Genomic DNA, 16,602 nt, shown 5'->3' on the forward strand with positions numbered 1-16,602 from the left:
GGAGCTTGCTCCCGCTGGCGCGCACCGTGCGCCCATGGCCAACCCCCGCAGCCTGCCAGGCCGACCGCGCATTCAGCCGTGACGGCCGCTGCGCAGCCGAGCGGGAGCAAGCTCCCTCGCCACCACCCTGTCACACCCCGTTCATCCCCACTGTCTAAGGTGGGCTTTTTGACTGTTGTCAGGGAGGCACCATGAGCGAGTTCAACCTCGGCCGTCGTCGGATCATGCAAATCGCCGGGGCGGGGCTGTTGCTGCCGAGCCTGGCGCCGGCGGTGATCGCGTCGGTCAAGGATCGGCCGCAGCTCACCGACGGCGTGCAGTCCGGGGATCTGCTGGGGGACAAGGCAATCATCTGGAGCTGCAGCGACCGCCCGGCGCGGATGGTGGTGGAGTGGGACACCCGCAGTGTGTTCAGCAACCCCCGGCGTTTTATTTCGCCCCTGGCCGATGCCCGTACCGATTTCACTGCGCGGGTGGAGTTGACCGGGCTGCCGGCTAACCAGGCGATCTTCTATCGGGTGACCTTCGAGGATGCCCAGAGCGGCGTGGCCAGCGAGCCCTGGTTCGGTCACCTGCGTAGCGCGCCGACCCAGGCCCGGGATATCCGTTTTGTCTGGAGCGGCGACACCGTGGGCCAGGGCTTCGGCATCAACCCGGATATCGGTGGCATGCGCATCTATGAAGCCATGCGCAGGCGCCTGCCGGATTTCTTTATCCACAGCGGCGACACCATCTACGCTGACGGCCCGGTGCCGGCGCAGTTGACCGTGGAAGACGGGCGCATCTGGCGCAACATCACCACCGAGGCCAAGAGCAAGGTCGCCGAGACCCTCGACGAATACCGCGGCAACTACCGCTACAACCTGATGGACGAGAACCTGCGGCGCTTCAATGCCGAGGTGCCGCAGATCTGGCAGTGGGACGATCACGAGGTGGTCAACAACTGGTCGCCGAGCAAGCAGTTGGACGAGCGCTACATGGTCAAGGACATCCAGACCCTGGTGGGCCGTGCACGCCAGGCCTGGCTGGAGTATTCACCCATGCGCCGGCAGAGCGCCGATGGCGGCGGGCGCATCTACCGCAAGCTCAGCTACGGGCCGCTGCTGGATGTGTTCGTGCTGGATATGCGCAGCTATCGCGGGCCCAACGATGACAACCTCGGCGGCGAGAAACCCTTCCTCGGTCGTGAGCAGCTGGATTGGCTCAAGCGCGAGCTCAAGGATTCCTCGGCCCAGTGGAAAGTGGTGGCGGCGGACATGCCCATCGGCCTCGGCGTGCCCGATGGCGAGGTCAGCCCTGGGGTGCCGCGCTGGGAGGCAATCGCCAACGGCGAGCCGGGCCCGGCCCAGGGCCGTGAGCTGGAGATTGCCGAATTGCTGGCGCACTTGCGCAAGCACCGGGTGCGCAACCATGTGTGGCTGACCGCGGATGTGCATTACTGCGCGGCCCACCACTACCACCCGGATCGCGCGGCGTTCCAGGATTTCGAGCCGTTCTGGGAATTCGTCGCCGGGCCGCTGAACGCCGGGAGCTTCGGGCCCAATGCGCTGGACAAGACCTTCGGCCCCGAGGTGGTGTTCCAGAAGGCGCCGCCTACTCAAAACGCTTCGCCCTTTGCCGGTTTCCAGTTCTTTGGCGAGGTGCAAATCGACGGGCAGACGGCGGAGATGAGCGTGATCCTGCGGGATCTGGATGGCGTGGCGGTGTTCGAACGCAAGCTGCAACCGGCTTAACCGTACAACCCGCGTAGGAGCCGGCTTGCCGGCGAAGAGGCCCTTGAGCCCTGCGCCGTTCTGGCGGGCGCTTTCGCTGGCAAGCCAGCTCCTACGCTGGAAGGAGCACGATAGCCACGTAGGAGCCGGCTGGCCGGCGAAGCGGGTCAGTAGACGTCGCGGCGGTAGCGGCCCTGCTCGATCAGGCGCTCGACCTGCTCGGCGCCCAGCAGCTCGTTGAGCACCTGGTCCACCCCCGACGCCATGCCCTGCAAGCTGCCGCAGATATAGATCGCGGCGCCATTATCCAGCCATGTCCTCAGTTCATCCGCCGCCTGGCGCAGGCGATCCTGCACGTAGATCTTCTCGGCCTGGTCCCGGGAAAACGCCAGGTCCAGGCGGCTCAGATCACCCCGAGTCAGCCATTCCTGCAACTCGTCCTTGCAGTAGAAATCATGCTCGGCATTGCGTTCGCCAAAGATCAGCCAGTTATCTGTCTGGCCCTCGGCAATGCGTGCCTTGAGCAGGCTGCGCAGCCCGGCCAGGCCGGTGCCGTTGCCCAGCAGAATCAGTGGGCAGGGCTCGGCCGGCAGGTGGAAGCCGCTGTTGCGGCGTACCCGCAGGCTGATGCTCGAACCCACTGCGGCATGCTCGGTGAGCCAGCCGGAAGCGATGCCCAGGCTGCCATCAGCGCGGCATTCCTGACGCACCAGCAATTCCAGGCAGCCATCGGCGGCAATCGAAGCAATGGAGTATTCGCGCATGCCCAGGGGCACCAGTGCGTCCACCAGGGCCTGGGCATGCAGGCCCACCAGATGGCTGCGGATTTCCGGGAGCTGGCGGCTGCCCAGGGCTTGTTCGAGGCTTTCTTGCAGGCCGTCCAGTTGCACCGGAGTGCTGCCGGAGAGGCCCAGGCCTGTCAGAAAGTCCAGAACGGCGCCGCGGCTGTTGCGCGGCATCACTTCCACCAGGTCCCCGGCCAGCCAGCTGCTGGCGCTAGGGGCCAGCAATTGCAGCAGGTAGACCCCGGAGCCGCTGCTCTCGGGGTTGAGCAGGGTGCGGCTGCTCAGGGTCCAGTTGTCGAAGGCCGGGGCTTGCCACAGGTCCACCGGGGCATGCCCGGTGAGCTGGCCCAGTTGCTGTTGCCAGTGGCGCAGGGCGTAGGTGTCGCCGCTGTCCACTTCGATGGGGGCGAACAGGGTCTTGCCACCCTGGCCCGACAGCCAGTCGTGCAGGCGCCGGGCGAAGCCGCAGAACTGTGGATACTGGCGGTCGCCGAGACCCAGCACGGCGTATTCCAGGCCAGGCAGCGACAGTTCGCGCCCCAGCAGCTTGCGCTCGAAGCCGCGGGCGCTGTCGGGGGCCTCGCCATCACCGAAGGTACTCACCACGAACAGCGCGCGCTGGGTGTTGCACAGGTCCTGCTCGCTGAGGCTGGCCAGGGGTTGAACCTTGGCGCCGACTCCGGCGGCCTGCAGTTGCCCGGCGGTCTGCCAGGCCAGTTGCTCGGCGAAGCCGCTCTGGCTGGCGAAACCGATCAGCCAGGCCGAGCCATCGCCTGTGCTGCTTTCCAGGCCCTGGCGGGCGTGCTTGATCTGGCGCTTCTTGCGCCGGCGATCGAGGTACAGCAGCCAGCCGGTGACGAAGAACAGCGGCATGCTCAAGGACGCCAGGGTCAGCACGATGCGCCCCACCAGGCCGAAGTAGCTGCCCACGTGCAGCGCGTAGACGCTGGTGAGCAACTGCGACTTGAAGCTCTTGTCGGCGTAGCGATCATGAGCGCTGATCACCCCGCTGGTGGGGTCCAGGGTCAGCTGGTTCAGCGCCCGGTCGTGGGGCGAGGTCTTGAGCAGGTAGAACACCGTCGCCGGTTGCCCGGCCACGGCCGGCATGCGGATGTTGTAGGCGTTGAGGTCCTTGCCGGCGGCGCTGTAGATGCTGCTCCACAGGGCGTTGTAGTCCGCCACCGGGGCCGGGCCCTTGGCAGGTGGGCCGCCACGACCGCCACGCTGGCGTTCGCTTTGCGGCGAATCGGAGAGCAGTTTGCTCAGGCCTTCTCTGTACCAGTCGTAGGACCAGTACAGGCCGGTGAGGGCGAAAAGCAGGTAGAACAGCAGGCACCAGGTGCCGAACACCGCGTGCAGGTCCCAGTTGAAGGCCCGGCCTTTCTTGGCCCAGTCCAGGGTCAGCCATACCCGCCAGTTGCCGACCTGGCGCGGCCAGCGCAGGTACAACCCGGACAGGCAGAAGAAAATCAGCATCAGGGTGCAGGCGCCGGTGATCTGCCGGCCGGTGTCGCCCATGGCCAGGAAACGGTGCAGTTGCAGCATGAAGCCGAAGAAGTCCTGGCCGACCGCGTCGCCCAAGAGTTCGCCGGTGTAGGGGTCGAAGTAGCGCATCTGCCCACGGCGTTCCCCCGGCGGCGGGGTGAAGAACACCCGCGCGGCGTTGCCGCTGTCGGTCTCGACCCAGAGCATCGACACCGTCTGGCCTGCGCTGGCCTGGATCTTGTCCACCAGGTCGGCGGGCGGCAGCGTGCCGGCGGGGAGCGGGTCCACCTGCAATACCGAAGGGTTGAGGGCACGCAGAATCTCGTCCTCGAACGACACCGTGGCCCCGGTGATACCCATCAGGGCCAGCACCAGTCCCGCGCTGATGCCGAAGAACCAGTGCAGCTGAAACAGGGTTTTCTTCATCACATCGACCGCCTTCTAGGTCCGCAGGGGTGGAACACGGCGCGCATTATGCCGTGTGTTGTCGAGAAGCATTCGTTTTTACGCAGAAAAGCCCCAGGCATTGCGATGCCTGGGGCTTGGCTGCCTGTGGCCGGGGCCACAGGGGGTTGTTGCGCGGGATCAGAAGTGGAAGTTGGCACTCATCAGCGCGGTACGGCCGGCCGCCTGGTTGGCGAAGTGCGCCGCGTAGGCCTTGTCGTAGTAGGTCTTGTCGGTCAGGTTCTGCACGTTCAACTGCAGGTCGACGTTCTTGGTCAGCTTGTAGCTGGCCATGGCGTCGTAGCGGGTGTAGGACGGCACGTATACGGTGTTGGCTGCGTCGCCGTAGACCTGGTCGACATAGAAGGCGCCACCACCGACGGTGAGTTTCGGGGTGATGTCGTAGGTGCTCCACAGGCTGAAGCTGTTCTTCGGCGTGTTGGGCATCTGGTTGCCGCTGGCCTGAATCGCGCCAGCCGTGATCACGCCGTTACGACCGGTCAGGCCGGCGTCCACCAGCTCGCTCTTGAGGTAGCTGTAGCCGGCGAACACTTGCCATTTGTCGGTGATCTTGCCGCTGGCGCCCAGTTCGAGACCATCAACCCGGGACTCACCGGCGTTCTCGTAGGTCATGGCATCTACCAAGATCCGGGTATTTTTCTTCTCGGTACGGAATACCGCTGCAGTCAGCGCCAGGCGATCGTTGAACACATTCCATTTGGTGCCCAGTTCGTAGTTGACGGTTTCCTCGGGTTGCAGGCTGTTGGCTGATAGAGGGTTGTTATCTACGCCTTCACCCACTAGCCCACCGGCCGGGGAGGCCGAAGTGGCGTAGGAAGCGTAGATGCTGCCGTTCTCGGCCGGTTTCCACACCAGGCCGGCCTGCCAGTTCCAGAACTGGCTGTCATCCTTGAGCTTGCTTCTGGCCTTGACCGTGGCCGAAGGCACGGCATTGGTGTTGGCTTCGGTGTCGAAGGTGTCGTAGCGCAGACCGACGTTCAGCAGCCATTGCGGGTCGAGCTCGATGGTGTCGAACACATAGGCGGCACGGCTGGTGGCCTTGGTGTTGGTACCCATGTAGTTGCGCGCGATGGCGCCGGTCCAGGCGTCGTTCGGGTTCGGGTTGGCCAGGGAGGTGCAGCTGCCGCCGCTGTTGCCCACTTTGTTCGCGGTACAGGTCGGGTTGCTGTTGTTGCTCACGTTATAGCTGCTGACCCGGGTTTCTTCACCGGTGAACTCAAGCCCGGTGGAGTAGTTGTGCTTGAAGCCCAGCGCATGGAATTCGCCAAACAGATCGGTCTGGTTGGTGGTGGTTTCGGTGGTCGAAACCCGGCTGTTGGCACGGCGCCATACAGTGCCATAGCGGTTGACGTTGAATTTGCTGTCGTCTGGCTGGGTCAGGATGTAGTCCTGGCCGGTGTTGCCATGACGCAGGGTGTTTTTCAGCGTCATGTTGTCGTTCAGGTCGTGCTCGATGGAAATAGTGCTGATGTCCGCACGGGTCTTGCGGAAGTCGCGGTCCTTCAAGCCGTAGAAGTTGCTGCTGTCGCCGCCGTCGGTGGGTTTGTCATGACCGTGGGCGGTGGCGGTTGCCGAGCTGTAGCCGTAGGGAATGCCCGAATCCGGCAGGTCGTCGCTTTCCATATGGTAGTAGCTGAGGTTGACCCGGGTCGGGGTGCCCATGCCGAAGGTCAACGATGGCGCCACGCCCCAGCGGTCGTAGTTCACGGAGTCGCGACCGGCCACGTTCTGCTCGTGGCTCATCAGGTTCAGGCGGAAGGCCGCGCCTTCGAGGAACTGGCGGTTGACGTCCAGGGTGTAGCGGCGGGTCTGGTCGGAACCGTAGGTGAAGCCGCCGTTGAGGAAGTCCTGCTGCTTGGGCAGCTTGCTCACCAGGTTCAGGCTGCCACCGGCCGAGCCGCGACCGCCGAACGACGAGTTCGGGCCCTTGCTGACTTCAACCGACTCGATATCGAAGATTTCGCGGCTTTGGCCTCCGGTGTCACGTACGCCGTCGAGGTAGGTGTCGCCTTGTGCATCGAAGCCACGGATAAACGGGCGGTCACCTTGCGGGTTGCCACCTTCACCGGCACCGAAAGTGATGCCCGGTACGGTGCGCAGTGCATCCTGCAGCGAGGTGGCTGCGGTGTCCTTGAGCACTTGCTGGGGAATCACCGTGACCGAGCGCGGGGTATCCACCAGCGGGGCGGTGTACTTCTGCGAAGAAGCCTTTTCCACCTGATAGGAAGTCGAGTCCTGGGCCTCGCCGGTAATGCTGGTGGCGTCCAGGGCAATGGCGTTGCCGGAGGTCTTCTTGCTGGTGTCTTCAGCGGCCTGGACCATATGGCCCGCGGAGCCGGCAGTGATCGCCACGCCAATCGCAGACGCCAGCAGGCGTGGTGAACTGACGGCGGATGGTGGTTGTTGGCGTGACATGGTGATTCCCCTCCCCAAGGATTTGAGGTCGCGGAATATAGGGGAAAGAAACAATTGTTATCAATTGCGAAACATTACTATTCGCACTGAATTTACATTCTTTACAATTTATCCTTACGGTTTTTGCGCTCTCGTACGTCTCCCGGGTTTTACACAGTCAATAAGAATCAATATCATTGACGGCCTTTCGCTGCTCAGGTACCTGGCCATGTTGCTGCACATCCCCGGCGTGTTCACCCGTGATGAAGTGGGGCGCATTCGCCAAGCCCTGGAGCAGGCAGACTGGGCCGACGGCAAGATCACTGCCGGCTACCAGTCGGCCAAGGCCAAGCACAACCTGCAACTGCCCGAAGGCCATCCCCTGGCCAAGGAAATTGGCGCGGCCATGCTCGAGCGTCTGTGGCAGAACCCGCTGTTCATGTCTGCCGCCTTGCCGCACAAGGTGTTCCCGCCGCTGATCAACTGCTACACCGCCGGTGGCAGTTTCGACTTCCATATCGACAACGCCGTGCGCCAGCCCAAGGGCAGCCCGGAGCGGGTGCGCACCGACCTGTCATCAACCCTGTTCTTCAGTGACCCCGAGGATTACGACGGTGGCGAGCTGGAAATCCAGGACACCTACGGCCTGCAGCGGGTCAAGTTGCCGGCGGGGGACATGGTGCTGTACCCCGGCACCAGCCTGCACAAGGTCAACCCGGTGACCCGCGGTGCTCGCTACGCCTCGTTCTTCTGGACCCAGAGCCTGGTGCGCGAAGACAGCCAGCGTGCCTTGCTGTTCGAAATGGACGGGGCGATCCAGGAGCTGACCCGGGATGTGCCCGAGCATCCTTCGCTGATCCGCCTGACCGGCAGCTACCACAACCTGTTGCGCCGCTGGGTCGAGGTGTAGGCCGTGACTTTTCAACTTCGCCGCGAGGAAATCCTCGACGGCGCACAACTCGGCGCCATGCTCGAAGAGAGCCCGGCCCGCGCCGCCCAGGCGGTTCTGGTGGCGGCCTCCGAGGGCATGCTGGAAGCCCAGGCCCTGCTTGGGCAGATTCTGCTCGATGGTCGAGGCATCCAACAGGACCCGCCCCTGGCGCTGCGCTGGTTCGAGATTGCCGCGCAACGCGGGCACCTGATGGCGCGCAATATGCTCGGCCGTTGCCATGAGCAGGGCTGGGGCTGCGAGGCGGACGCTGTCCGTGCTGCCGGGCACTATCGCCAGGCAGCCGAAGCCGGGCTGGATTGGGGCCTGTACAACTACGCCAACCTGCTGGCCACCGGCCGCGGTGTGGCTCAGGACCATGCCCAGGCCCTGGCCTACTACCGCCGCGCGGCGGAATTGGGCCATGCCAAATCGATGAACCTGCTAGGGCGTTACCTGGAGGAAGGGCTGGTATGCCCGGCCGACCCGCAAGCGGCTTGCGACTGGTACCGGCGTTCGGCCGAGGGCGGAGATTTTCGCGGGCAGTTCAGCCATGCAGCGGTGCTGGCCGACGCCGGGCGTATCGACGAGGCGCTGGCCTGGCTGCAACAGGCACTGGCCGGCGGCAATCTGAATTTCCTCCGGGTGGCCCGTGGCGCGCTGCTCGATGCCCGCCATCCCGAGATCCGCCAGATGGCCCTGGCCTATCACCAGCGTGCGGCGCAACTGGGTGATGAGCGGGATGCCGAGCGGCTTGCTGCCTTGGTATAAATCACTATGATTCAAATCTAATCGCTTTCAATCATTCTGATGCAGGTCTTGCCTCATGCCCGCGACAAAAGTACTGACTGCACATATTCCTTTGGATCTGGCCAACAAGGTTGACCAGTTGGCCACGCGTCTGGAGCGTTCGCGCGCCTGGATCGTCAAGCAGGCGCTGGTTGCCTGGGTAGACCAGGAGGAGGAGCGTCGGCGCCTGACTCTTGAGGCTCTGGCTGATGTGGATGCCGGTAGGGTTATCGATCACCAAGCTGTGCAGGCCTGGGCGCAGAGCTTGTCGGGTGACAGTCCTCTGCCGCTGCCGAAATGAGACGGCTGAATTGGACGAGCAAGGCGCTTTCCGACCTGGCCCGTCTTTTCGAGTTTCTTGCCCAGGTCAATCGCTCCGCTGCGGCACAGACTGTTCAATCCCTGGTGCAGGCCCCCGACACTCTTCTGCATAACCCTCGATTGGGAGAGCAGTTGGAAGAGTTCATGCCCCGGGATGTGCGACGTCTACTGGTGGGGCGCTATGAGATGCGTTACGAGATTCAAGGCATGACCTTGTCCATCCTGCGTATCTGGCATGTCAGGGAAGATCGGTAAGCGCAGCGCACAAAAAAGCCCATGACAGGTCATGGGCTTTTGCTTACCGCTACCAGCTCGCAGCTGCCTTACAAGTAGTAGGCCTTCAGCGGCGGGAAGCCGTTGAATTCCACCGCGCTGTAGCTGGTGGTGTAGGCGCCGGTGGACAGCCAGTACAGGCGGTCGCCGATGGCCAGGTTCAGCGGCAGGCCGTACTTGTAGTTCTCGTACATGATGTCGGCGCTGTCGCAGGTTGGGCCGGCGATCACCACTTCTTCCACTTCACCTTTCTTTTCAGTCCAGATCGGGAACTTGATCGACTCGTCCATGGTTTCGATCAGGCCGGAGAACTTGCCCACGTCGGCGTACACCCAGCGCTCGACGGCGGTGCGGGATTTGCGCGCCACCAGCACCACTTCGCTGACCAGGATGCCGGCGTTGGCGATCAGCGAACGGCCCGGCTCGAGGATGATTTCCGGCAGGTCGTCGCCGAAGTCTTCCTTGAGGAAGCGGATGATTTCCTCGGCGTAGGTTTCCAGGCTGTTGGTGCGGGTGATGTAGTTGGCCGGGAAGCCGCCGCCCATATTGATCAGCTTCAGCTCGATGCCGTCCTCTTCCTTCAGGCGCTCGAAGATCACCTTGACCTTGGCGATGGCCGCGTCCCAGACACTGATATCGCGCTGCTGCGAGCCCACGTGGAAGGACACGCCGTAAGGCACCAGGCCCAGGTCGCGGGCGAGGATCAGCAAGTCCATGGCCATGTCGGTCTGGCAGCCGAACTTGCGCGACAGCGGCCAGTCGGCGGTGGTGGAGCCTTCGGTGAGGATACGCACATAGACTTTCGAACCCGGGGCGGCCTTGGCGATATTGCGCAGGTCGGCTTCGGAGTCGGTGGCGTAGAGGCGCACGCCCTTCTCATAGAAGTAGCGAATGTCCTTGGATTTCTTGATGGTGTTGCCGTAGCTGATATTGGCCGGGTTGACGCCGCGACCCAGTACCTTGTCCAGCTCGTAGATCGAGGCGATATCGAAGCTCGAACCCTTTTCGTGCAGCAGATCGATGATCTCTGCCGCCGGGTTGGCCTTGACCGCGTAGTAGACCTTGGCGAATTCGAAACCGGCGCGCAGGTCGTCATAGGCCTGGGCGATCATCTGGGTATCGATCATCACGAAGGGGGTTTCTTTCTGGTCGGCGAAGGCCTTCATTTTCTGAAAGGTTTCGCGCGCAAAGTAGTCTTCGACGTTAATCGACATGCGTTGGGAGCTCCTACTGGCAAACGTTAGAAATCAATGGGTGCAAATGAACGTCCTCCGTATCCCCACTTTGGTTCGCCTACTTCCCAAGGCATTGCCGCCGAAAGCAAAAAGGCCATGGGAAATCTGCCCTTGGCCTTGCTGTCTCGTCGTCAGTACTTGAGCCGGATGGATCGTTTCCAGCATGGACGTTCGGCGCGAACTTTAGGCGGTGAGGGGGCTGAGATCAACTAAAAATGTCGCGTTTTTGCACTTGTCTGACGTGCGTCGCCGACACCTCTCTTTGTAGACGACACAGATGACGGAGAGATGTTCCCGGAGAATTCATGGGTGTTAAAAATACCTGCACGTTCGACGCTTTTGTGTACCAAGTAGCTAGTAAGTATTAAGGCGTCAACATCGGCGACGTTAGCGGCGAGAGGGCGGTGTGAGAGGGAGGTTGGCTGTTTCTGAGGGGGGCGCCGGACAGATCTGACGAGGGGGGCTGTTGATATTTTTTTCCGGCGCGTGGGCGGGCCAAAAAACCGGTGGCGAGGGAGCTTGCTCCCGCCGGACTGCGCAGCAGTCCCACTTTTTTTGCAAAGAGGGGCCGCTCACGGTACAGCGGGAGCAAGCTCCCTCGCCACAGGTTGGTTTTTGGCTATTTATTGATCAGGCGAGCACTGTTTCAGCTGGCGAGATGATGTGGGTCTTCATCCCCCGCGAACGCCCTGAACTCAAGTAGGCGGCAATCGATTCCTGGGTCACCTCGCCGAGGAACACCCGCTCGGCATCCAGCACCGGCAGCCATGAGCGGTTGAACTCGTACATGCGTGACAGAAGAATCCGCAGGTGTTCGTCGTAGGCGGCGGTGGCGTTGAACTCTCGCAGGAACTGGCTGCAGGTGCCGGTCTGGCGGTGCAGGTCGCGACGTCGCACATAACCCAGTGCCTTGTTCTCGGCGCAGGTCACCACCAGATAGCGGCGGTCATGTTCGTCCATCAATTCCAGGGCATCGGCCACCGGGGTTTCCGGGCTCACCGAGGGGGCGTTGTCCGCGGCATCTTCGGCTTTCACCAGCAACAGGCGTTTCAGGGTGCTGTCCTGGCCGACGAAGTTGCTGACGAAATCGTCTGCCGGGTGCGCCAGCAAGGTATCCGGGTGGTCAATCTGCAGCAGCTTGCCGGCACGGAAGATGGCGATCTTGTCCCCCAGCTTGAGGGCTTCGTCGATATCGTGGCTGACCATGATCACGGTCTTGTTCAGGGCCCGCTGCATCTCGAAGAACTCGTTCTGGATCATCTCGCGGTTGATCGGGTCCACCGCGCCGAACGGCTCGTCCATCAACAGCAACGGAGCGTCGGCCGCCAGGGCGCGGATCACCCCGATGCGCTGCTGCTGGCCACCGGACAGTTCCCGTGGATAGCGCTGCAGGTACTGCTTGGGTTCGAGCTTGATCATGCTCATCAGTTCGCGGGCGCGGTCATGGCATTTCTGCTTGTCCCAGCCCAGCAGCTTGGGCACCACCACGATGTTTTCCTCGATGGTCATGTTGGGGAACAGGCCAATCTGCTGGATCACGTAGCCGATATTGCGGCGCAGGGTCACTTCGTCCAGGTCGGTGGTGTCTTCGCCATTGATCAGCACCTTGCCCGAGGTGGGCATGATCAAGCGGTTGATCATTTTCAGGGTGGTGCTCTTGCCGCAACCGGAGGGTCCGAGGAACACGCAGATCTCGCCTTCATTGACAGTCAGGCTTACCGAGTCGACGGCTTTGACATCCTTGCCGTTGCTGCGAAAGGTCTTGGTCAGGTTTTGCAGTTCGATCATTTCAGGAGTCCTTTTGGAGTCAGCGAGCGTTGCAGCCATTGCAGAAGCAGGTCGGCGAAGATGGCCAGGAGACTGACCAGCACCGCGCCGACGATCAGCATCGACATGTCGCTGCGGCTGATGGAAGCAAGAATGAGTACGCCCAGGCCGCCGGCGCCGATGGTGGCGGCGATGGTCATCACGCCGATGTTCATCACCACTGCGGTGCGTACCCCGGCGAGGATCACCGGCACCGCGATCGGCAACTCGACCATGCGCAGGCGCTGGCCGAAGGTCATGCCGATGCCGCGGGCGGCTTCGCGAATGCCCGGCTCGACGCCGGTCAGTGCCAGGTAGGTGTTGCGCATGATCGGCAGCAGGGAATAGAGGAACACCGCGGTGATCGCCGGCAGCGGGCCCAGGCCCTGGCCGAATTTGGAGTAGAACGGCAGCAGCAGGCCGAACAGGGCAATCGACGGAATGGTCAGCAGCACGGTGGCGCTGGCCTGCAAAGGGCCGGCAAGGGTCGGGAAGCGGGTCATCAGCACGCCCAGGGGTACGCCGAAGACGATGGCCAGGGTCACGGCAATACCCACCAGGGTGATGTGCTGCCAGGTCAGGTGCAGCACCTGTTGCCAGTCCAGATGGGAAAAGGCGTTAAGGAATTCCATGGCTTCTCCCTCCTTTATTGGGCTGAATCAAGCGGATGCTGGCGCAGGAAATCTGCGGCAACCGCGGATGGGCTCTCGTGGTCGACGTCGACCCGGGCATTGAGCTGGCGCATGGTCTCGTCGTCGAACAGTTCCGCCAGGGGCTTGAGCTCGGCGGCCAGTTGCGGGTGGGCGTCGAGGTAGGCCTGGCGCACCACGGGGGCGGCGGTGTAGTCGGGGAAGTAGTGCAGGTCGTCCTCCAGCAGCTTGAGGTGGAAGGCGTTCAACCGGCCGTCGGTGGTGTACACCAGGCCGGCAAAGACCTGGCCGTTGCGCAAGGCGGTGTAGACCAGGCCGGCATCCATCTGGCGGATGTTGTTGCGGGTCAGGTTCATGTCGTACAGCTTGACCATGCCGGCCAGGCCGTCGGAGCGGTTGGCGAACTCGGTATCCAGCGCGACCAAGTGGTGATCCTTGGCTTCGGCATCGAGGACTCGCTTCAGGTCGCTGACGCTGTTGATCTGCGGATAGGCCTGCGCCACGTTCTGCGGCAGGGCCAGGGCGTAGGTATTGCTGAACTTCGACGGGGCCAGCCACACCAGGCCCTTTTTCCCGTCGAGCTGTTTCACCCGTGCGTAGGACTGCTGGCTGTCGAGTTTTTCGTCGATGTGGTTGTAGGCCACCAGCGACACCCCGGTGTATTCCCAGATCAGGTCCAGTTGCCCGCTTTCGTGGGCGCTGCGGGCCAGGTTGCTGCCCAGGCCGCCGGTGACGCGGGTGTCGTAGCCTTTGCTACGCAGGTACTGGGAGGTGATTTCCGCCAGCAGGGTCTGTTCGGTGAAGACCCGGGCGCCAATGCGGATCAGTGGTTTCTCCGCGGCGTGGGCCAGTCCGGCAAATAGCAGGATGCAGCCGAGTATCAGGCTTGTTTTCTTCATGTTCATTCCTTGTCGCTGACGGGCTTAAGACGGGCGCAGGCCGCGTTCCAGCCAGAGGCGGCTGGCCAGGGTCACCAGGCCGTCGAGGAGCAAGGCCAGCAGCGCGGTGCAGGCGGCGCCGAGCAGCAGTTGCGGCTGATTGTTCAGGGCGATGCCGGGGAAAATCAGGCTGCCCAGGCTGTTGGCGCCGATCAGGAAGGCCAGGGGCGCGGTGCCGACGTTGATCGCCAGCGCCACCCGCACGCCGCCGACGATAATCGGCACGGCGTTGGGCAACTCCACCTGCCAGAGCACCTGGCGCGGGGTCATGCCAATGCCCACTGCGGCTTCCTTGAGCGAGCCCTGGACGTTCTTCAGGCCCTCAAAGGTGTTGCGCACGATGGGCAGCAGGGAGGCCAGGAACAGGGCGAAGATGGCCGGGCCACTGCCGATGCCGAGGATGCCCAGGGCGATGGCCAGTACGGCCAGAGGGGGGACGGTGTTACCGATGTTGAACACTTGCATGAAGCGTTCGGCGCGTCCGAGCATGTTCGGACGGCTGAGGAAGATGCTGGCGGGAATCCCCACGAGCAGTGCGGCGCACATCGACGCCAGAACCAGAAACAGATGAGCTTGCAGGTAGAACCACAGATCGTCGCGGTAGTGTTCGATCGTACTGATGCCGATCCAGTGGACCAGCAGGGCCAGGAGGGCGATAACCGCAACCCCTCCTATCAGCCCTTTGCCATAGCGAATAGCCACAGGCGGACTCCTATATGTCGGTCGGCGGGCGCTTTCTCGTGTGGCTGGGCCATGCCTGGCTGCCGGGAAAGTGCCTGCGAAAAGCAGCTCGTCGGGTGCCGGCCAAAGGGCTGGCGAACGAGCCATGAGCGTCGCTGGATCAAGCTAAGCGGCTGATATTTCAGCCCTTGATCGCAGCGCGTGACAGGGGAGTGGACGCCTGGGGTTTGCAAAAGGTTCCATCATTGACGGCATCTTGCCATTGTCCGCCGCTCATCCATCGGCCGCGATCGCAGGGGCATTGGTGGCTCGGGGGGCTATGTCTGGGCTATAATCTGCGCCCTTTTTTGATCACCGCCAGGCGATTTCCCATGACCCAACAGGCCGCCGAAGTCGCGAAACGCCGCACTTTCGCCATTATTTCCCACCCGGATGCGGGTAAGACCACCATCACCGAAAAGCTCTTGCTGATGGGCAAGGCAATTGCGGTGGCGGGTACCGTCAAATCGCGTAAGTCCGACCGCCATGCCACTTCCGACTGGATGGAGATGGAGAAGCAGCGGGGTATTTCCATTACCACCTCGGTCATGCAGTTCCCTTATCGCGAACACATGATCAACCTGCTGGATACCCCGGGCCACGAAGACTTCTCGGAAGACACCTACCGCACCCTGACCGCAGTGGACTCGGCGCTGATGGTGCTCGACGGCGGTAAGGGTGTTGAGCCGCGGACCATCGCCCTGATGGACGTGTGCCGCCTGCGCGACACCCCCATCGTCAGCTTTATCAACAAGCTGGACCGGGATATTCGCGACCCGATCGAACTGCTGGACGAAATCGAAGCGGTGCTGAAAATCAAGGCGGCGCCCATCACCTGGCCGATCGGTTGCTACCGCGACTTCAAGGGTGTGTACCATCTGGTGGGCGACTACATCATTGTCTACACCCCGGGCCACGGCCACGAGCGCACTGAAACCAAGATCATCGAGAAACTCGATTCCGCTGAAGCCCGCGCCCACCTGGGTGACGAATACGAGCGCTTCATCGAGCAGTTGGAACTGGTGCAGGGTGCCTGCCACGAGTTCGACCAGCAGGAGTTCCTCGACGGCCACCTGACCCCGGTGTTCTTCGGTACCGCCCTGGGCAACTTCGGTGTCGACCACGTGCTCGACGCCGTGGTGGATTGGGCGCCGCTGCCGCTGCCGCGGGTGGCCAACGAACGCACCGTGGCGCCGCAGGAAGAGAAGTTCAGCGGTTTCGTGTTCAAGATCCAGGCCAACATGGACCCCAAGCACCGCGACCGTATCGCCTTCATGCGCATCTGTTCGGGCAAGTACGAGAAGGGCATGAAGATGCGCCACGTGCGCACCGGCAAGGACGTGCGCATCGGCGACGCCCTGACCTTCTTCTCCTCCGAGCGTGAACAGCTGGAAGAGGCCTTCGCCGGCGACATCATCGGCCTGCACAACCACGGCACCATCCAGATCGGCGACACCTTCACCGAAGGCGAGGCGCTGGGCTTCACCGGTATTCCGCACTTCGCCCCGGAGCTGTTCCGCCGCGTGCGCCTGCGTGACCCGCTCAAGTCCAAGCAACTGCGCCAGGGCCTGCAACAGCTGGCCGAAGAAGGCGCGACCCAGGTGTTCTTCCCCGAGCGCAGCAACGACATCATTCTCGGCGCCGTGGGCGTGCTGCAGTTCGATGTGGTGGCCAGCCGCCTGAAGGAGGAATACAAGGTGGAGTGCTCCTACGAGCCGATCACCGTGTGGTCCGCGCGCTGGATCGACTGCAGCGACAAGAAGAAGCTGGAGGAGTTTTCCAACAAGGCGGTGGAAAACCTGGCCCTGGACGGCGGCGGTCACCTGACCTACCTGGCGCCCACCCGGGTCAACTTGGCGCTGATGGAAGAGCGCTGGCCGGACGTGAAATTCCGCGCCACCCGCGAACACCACTAAGTTCGCCGGCAGTACCCACAAGCCCCGCGGTGCAGACCGCGGGGCTTTTTTTTGCCCTGTGTCCCGTCCTGAATAAGGTTTACACCTCCCATCCCGAATTTCCGGAGAGTCAGATGGAACAAGGTGTAAAGCGCACACAACGAGATTACTCACTGTCCTTTAAATTGGCGGTGGTTGATCAGATT

13 protein-coding genes are annotated in these 16,602 nt (G+C 62.7%); 6 read left to right on the top strand and 7 right to left on the bottom strand.

Features of this window, described 5'->3' with window-relative positions; translation table 11 throughout:
* Window positions 1-191 precede the first annotated feature (191 nt).
* A complete protein-coding gene (locus tag J4P02_RS30015; RefSeq protein WP_426197278.1) occupies window positions 192-1,733 on the top strand; it encodes an alkaline phosphatase D family protein in 1,542 nt (513 codons plus the stop codon).
* A gap of 146 nt (window positions 1,734-1,879) precedes the next feature.
* On the opposite strand, the gene J4P02_RS30020 is transcribed toward J4P02_RS30015, so the two are convergent.
* Window positions 1,880-4,411: a PepSY domain-containing protein gene (locus tag J4P02_RS30020; RefSeq protein WP_426197280.1), complete on the bottom strand. Its 2,532-nt coding sequence runs from the start codon at window positions 4,409-4,411 to the stop codon at window positions 1,880-1,882.
* A gap of 156 nt (window positions 4,412-4,567) precedes the next feature.
* Window positions 4,568-6,862 carry a TonB-dependent receptor gene (locus J4P02_RS30025; protein ID WP_426197282.1) on the bottom strand — a complete coding sequence of 765 codons (2,295 nt, stop codon included), beginning with the start codon at window positions 6,860-6,862 and terminating at the stop codon, window positions 4,568-4,570.
* 208 nt (window positions 6,863-7,070) lie between these two features.
* Here J4P02_RS30025 and J4P02_RS30030 point away from each other — a divergent pair, with 208 nt between their 5' ends.
* From J4P02_RS30030 to J4P02_RS30045, 4 genes are read left to right on the top strand one after another with little or no spacing between them, the layout of a single operon-like run.
* Entirely contained in the window at window positions 7,071-7,751 is a 681-nt protein-coding gene (locus J4P02_RS30030; RefSeq protein ID WP_426197284.1) for a Fe2+-dependent dioxygenase, read from the top strand.
* A 3-nt stretch (window positions 7,752-7,754) separates the two neighbouring features.
* Window positions 7,755-8,540, top strand: coding sequence for a tetratricopeptide repeat protein (locus J4P02_RS30035; protein ID WP_426197286.1), 786 nt, complete (start codon window positions 7,755-7,757; stop codon window positions 8,538-8,540).
* Window positions 8,541-8,595: 55 nt separating this feature from the next.
* Window positions 8,596-8,859, top strand: coding sequence for a CopG family ribbon-helix-helix protein (locus J4P02_RS30040; protein ID WP_426197288.1), 264 nt, complete (start codon window positions 8,596-8,598; stop codon window positions 8,857-8,859).
* Window positions 8,856-9,134 (top strand): type II toxin-antitoxin system RelE/ParE family toxin, encoded by a 279-nt coding sequence (locus tag J4P02_RS30045; protein WP_426197290.1) that lies wholly within the window; start codon window positions 8,856-8,858, stop codon window positions 9,132-9,134. Before J4P02_RS30040 ends, J4P02_RS30045 begins: the two co-directional genes overlap by 4 nt.
* A 68-nt stretch (window positions 9,135-9,202) precedes the next feature.
* Here J4P02_RS30045 and J4P02_RS30050 read toward each other — a convergent pair whose 3' ends face one another.
* The 5 genes from J4P02_RS30050 to J4P02_RS30070 form a co-directional block, all read right to left on the bottom strand.
* A complete protein-coding gene (locus J4P02_RS30050; RefSeq protein WP_426197292.1) occupies window positions 9,203-10,366 on the bottom strand; it encodes a type III PLP-dependent enzyme in 1,164 nt (387 codons plus the stop codon).
* Between the two features lie 651 nt (window positions 10,367-11,017).
* The gene (locus J4P02_RS30055) at window positions 11,018-12,175 is read right to left on the bottom strand and encodes a betaine/proline/choline family ABC transporter ATP-binding protein (protein WP_426197294.1); all 1,158 of its coding nucleotides are present in this window, start codon (window positions 12,173-12,175) and stop codon (window positions 11,018-11,020) included.
* Window positions 12,172-12,825, bottom strand: coding sequence for an ABC transporter permease (locus J4P02_RS30060; protein WP_426197296.1), 654 nt, complete (start codon window positions 12,823-12,825; stop codon window positions 12,172-12,174). Before J4P02_RS30060 ends, J4P02_RS30055 begins: the two co-directional genes overlap by 4 nt.
* Window positions 12,826-12,839: 14 nt before the next feature.
* Window positions 12,840-13,742 carry a glycine betaine ABC transporter substrate-binding protein gene (locus J4P02_RS30065; protein ID WP_426197299.1) on the bottom strand — a complete coding sequence of 301 codons (903 nt, stop codon included), beginning with the start codon at window positions 13,740-13,742 and terminating at the stop codon, window positions 12,840-12,842.
* Between the two features lie 24 nt (window positions 13,743-13,766).
* The gene (locus J4P02_RS30070; RefSeq protein ID WP_426197301.1) at window positions 13,767-14,483 is read right to left on the bottom strand and encodes an ABC transporter permease; all 717 of its coding nucleotides are present in this window, start codon (window positions 14,481-14,483) and stop codon (window positions 13,767-13,769) included.
* Between the two features lie 350 nt (window positions 14,484-14,833).
* Here J4P02_RS30070 and J4P02_RS30075 point away from each other — a divergent pair, with 350 nt between their 5' ends.
* The gene (locus J4P02_RS30075) at window positions 14,834-16,417 is read left to right on the top strand and encodes a peptide chain release factor 3 (protein WP_426197303.1); all 1,584 of its coding nucleotides are present in this window, start codon (window positions 14,834-14,836) and stop codon (window positions 16,415-16,417) included.
* Window positions 16,418-16,602: the final 185 nt, after the last annotated feature.

The organism is Pseudomonas sp. NFXW11, assembly GCF_049887815.1.
GTDB lineage: Bacteria > Pseudomonadota > Gammaproteobacteria > Pseudomonadales > Pseudomonadaceae > Aquipseudomonas.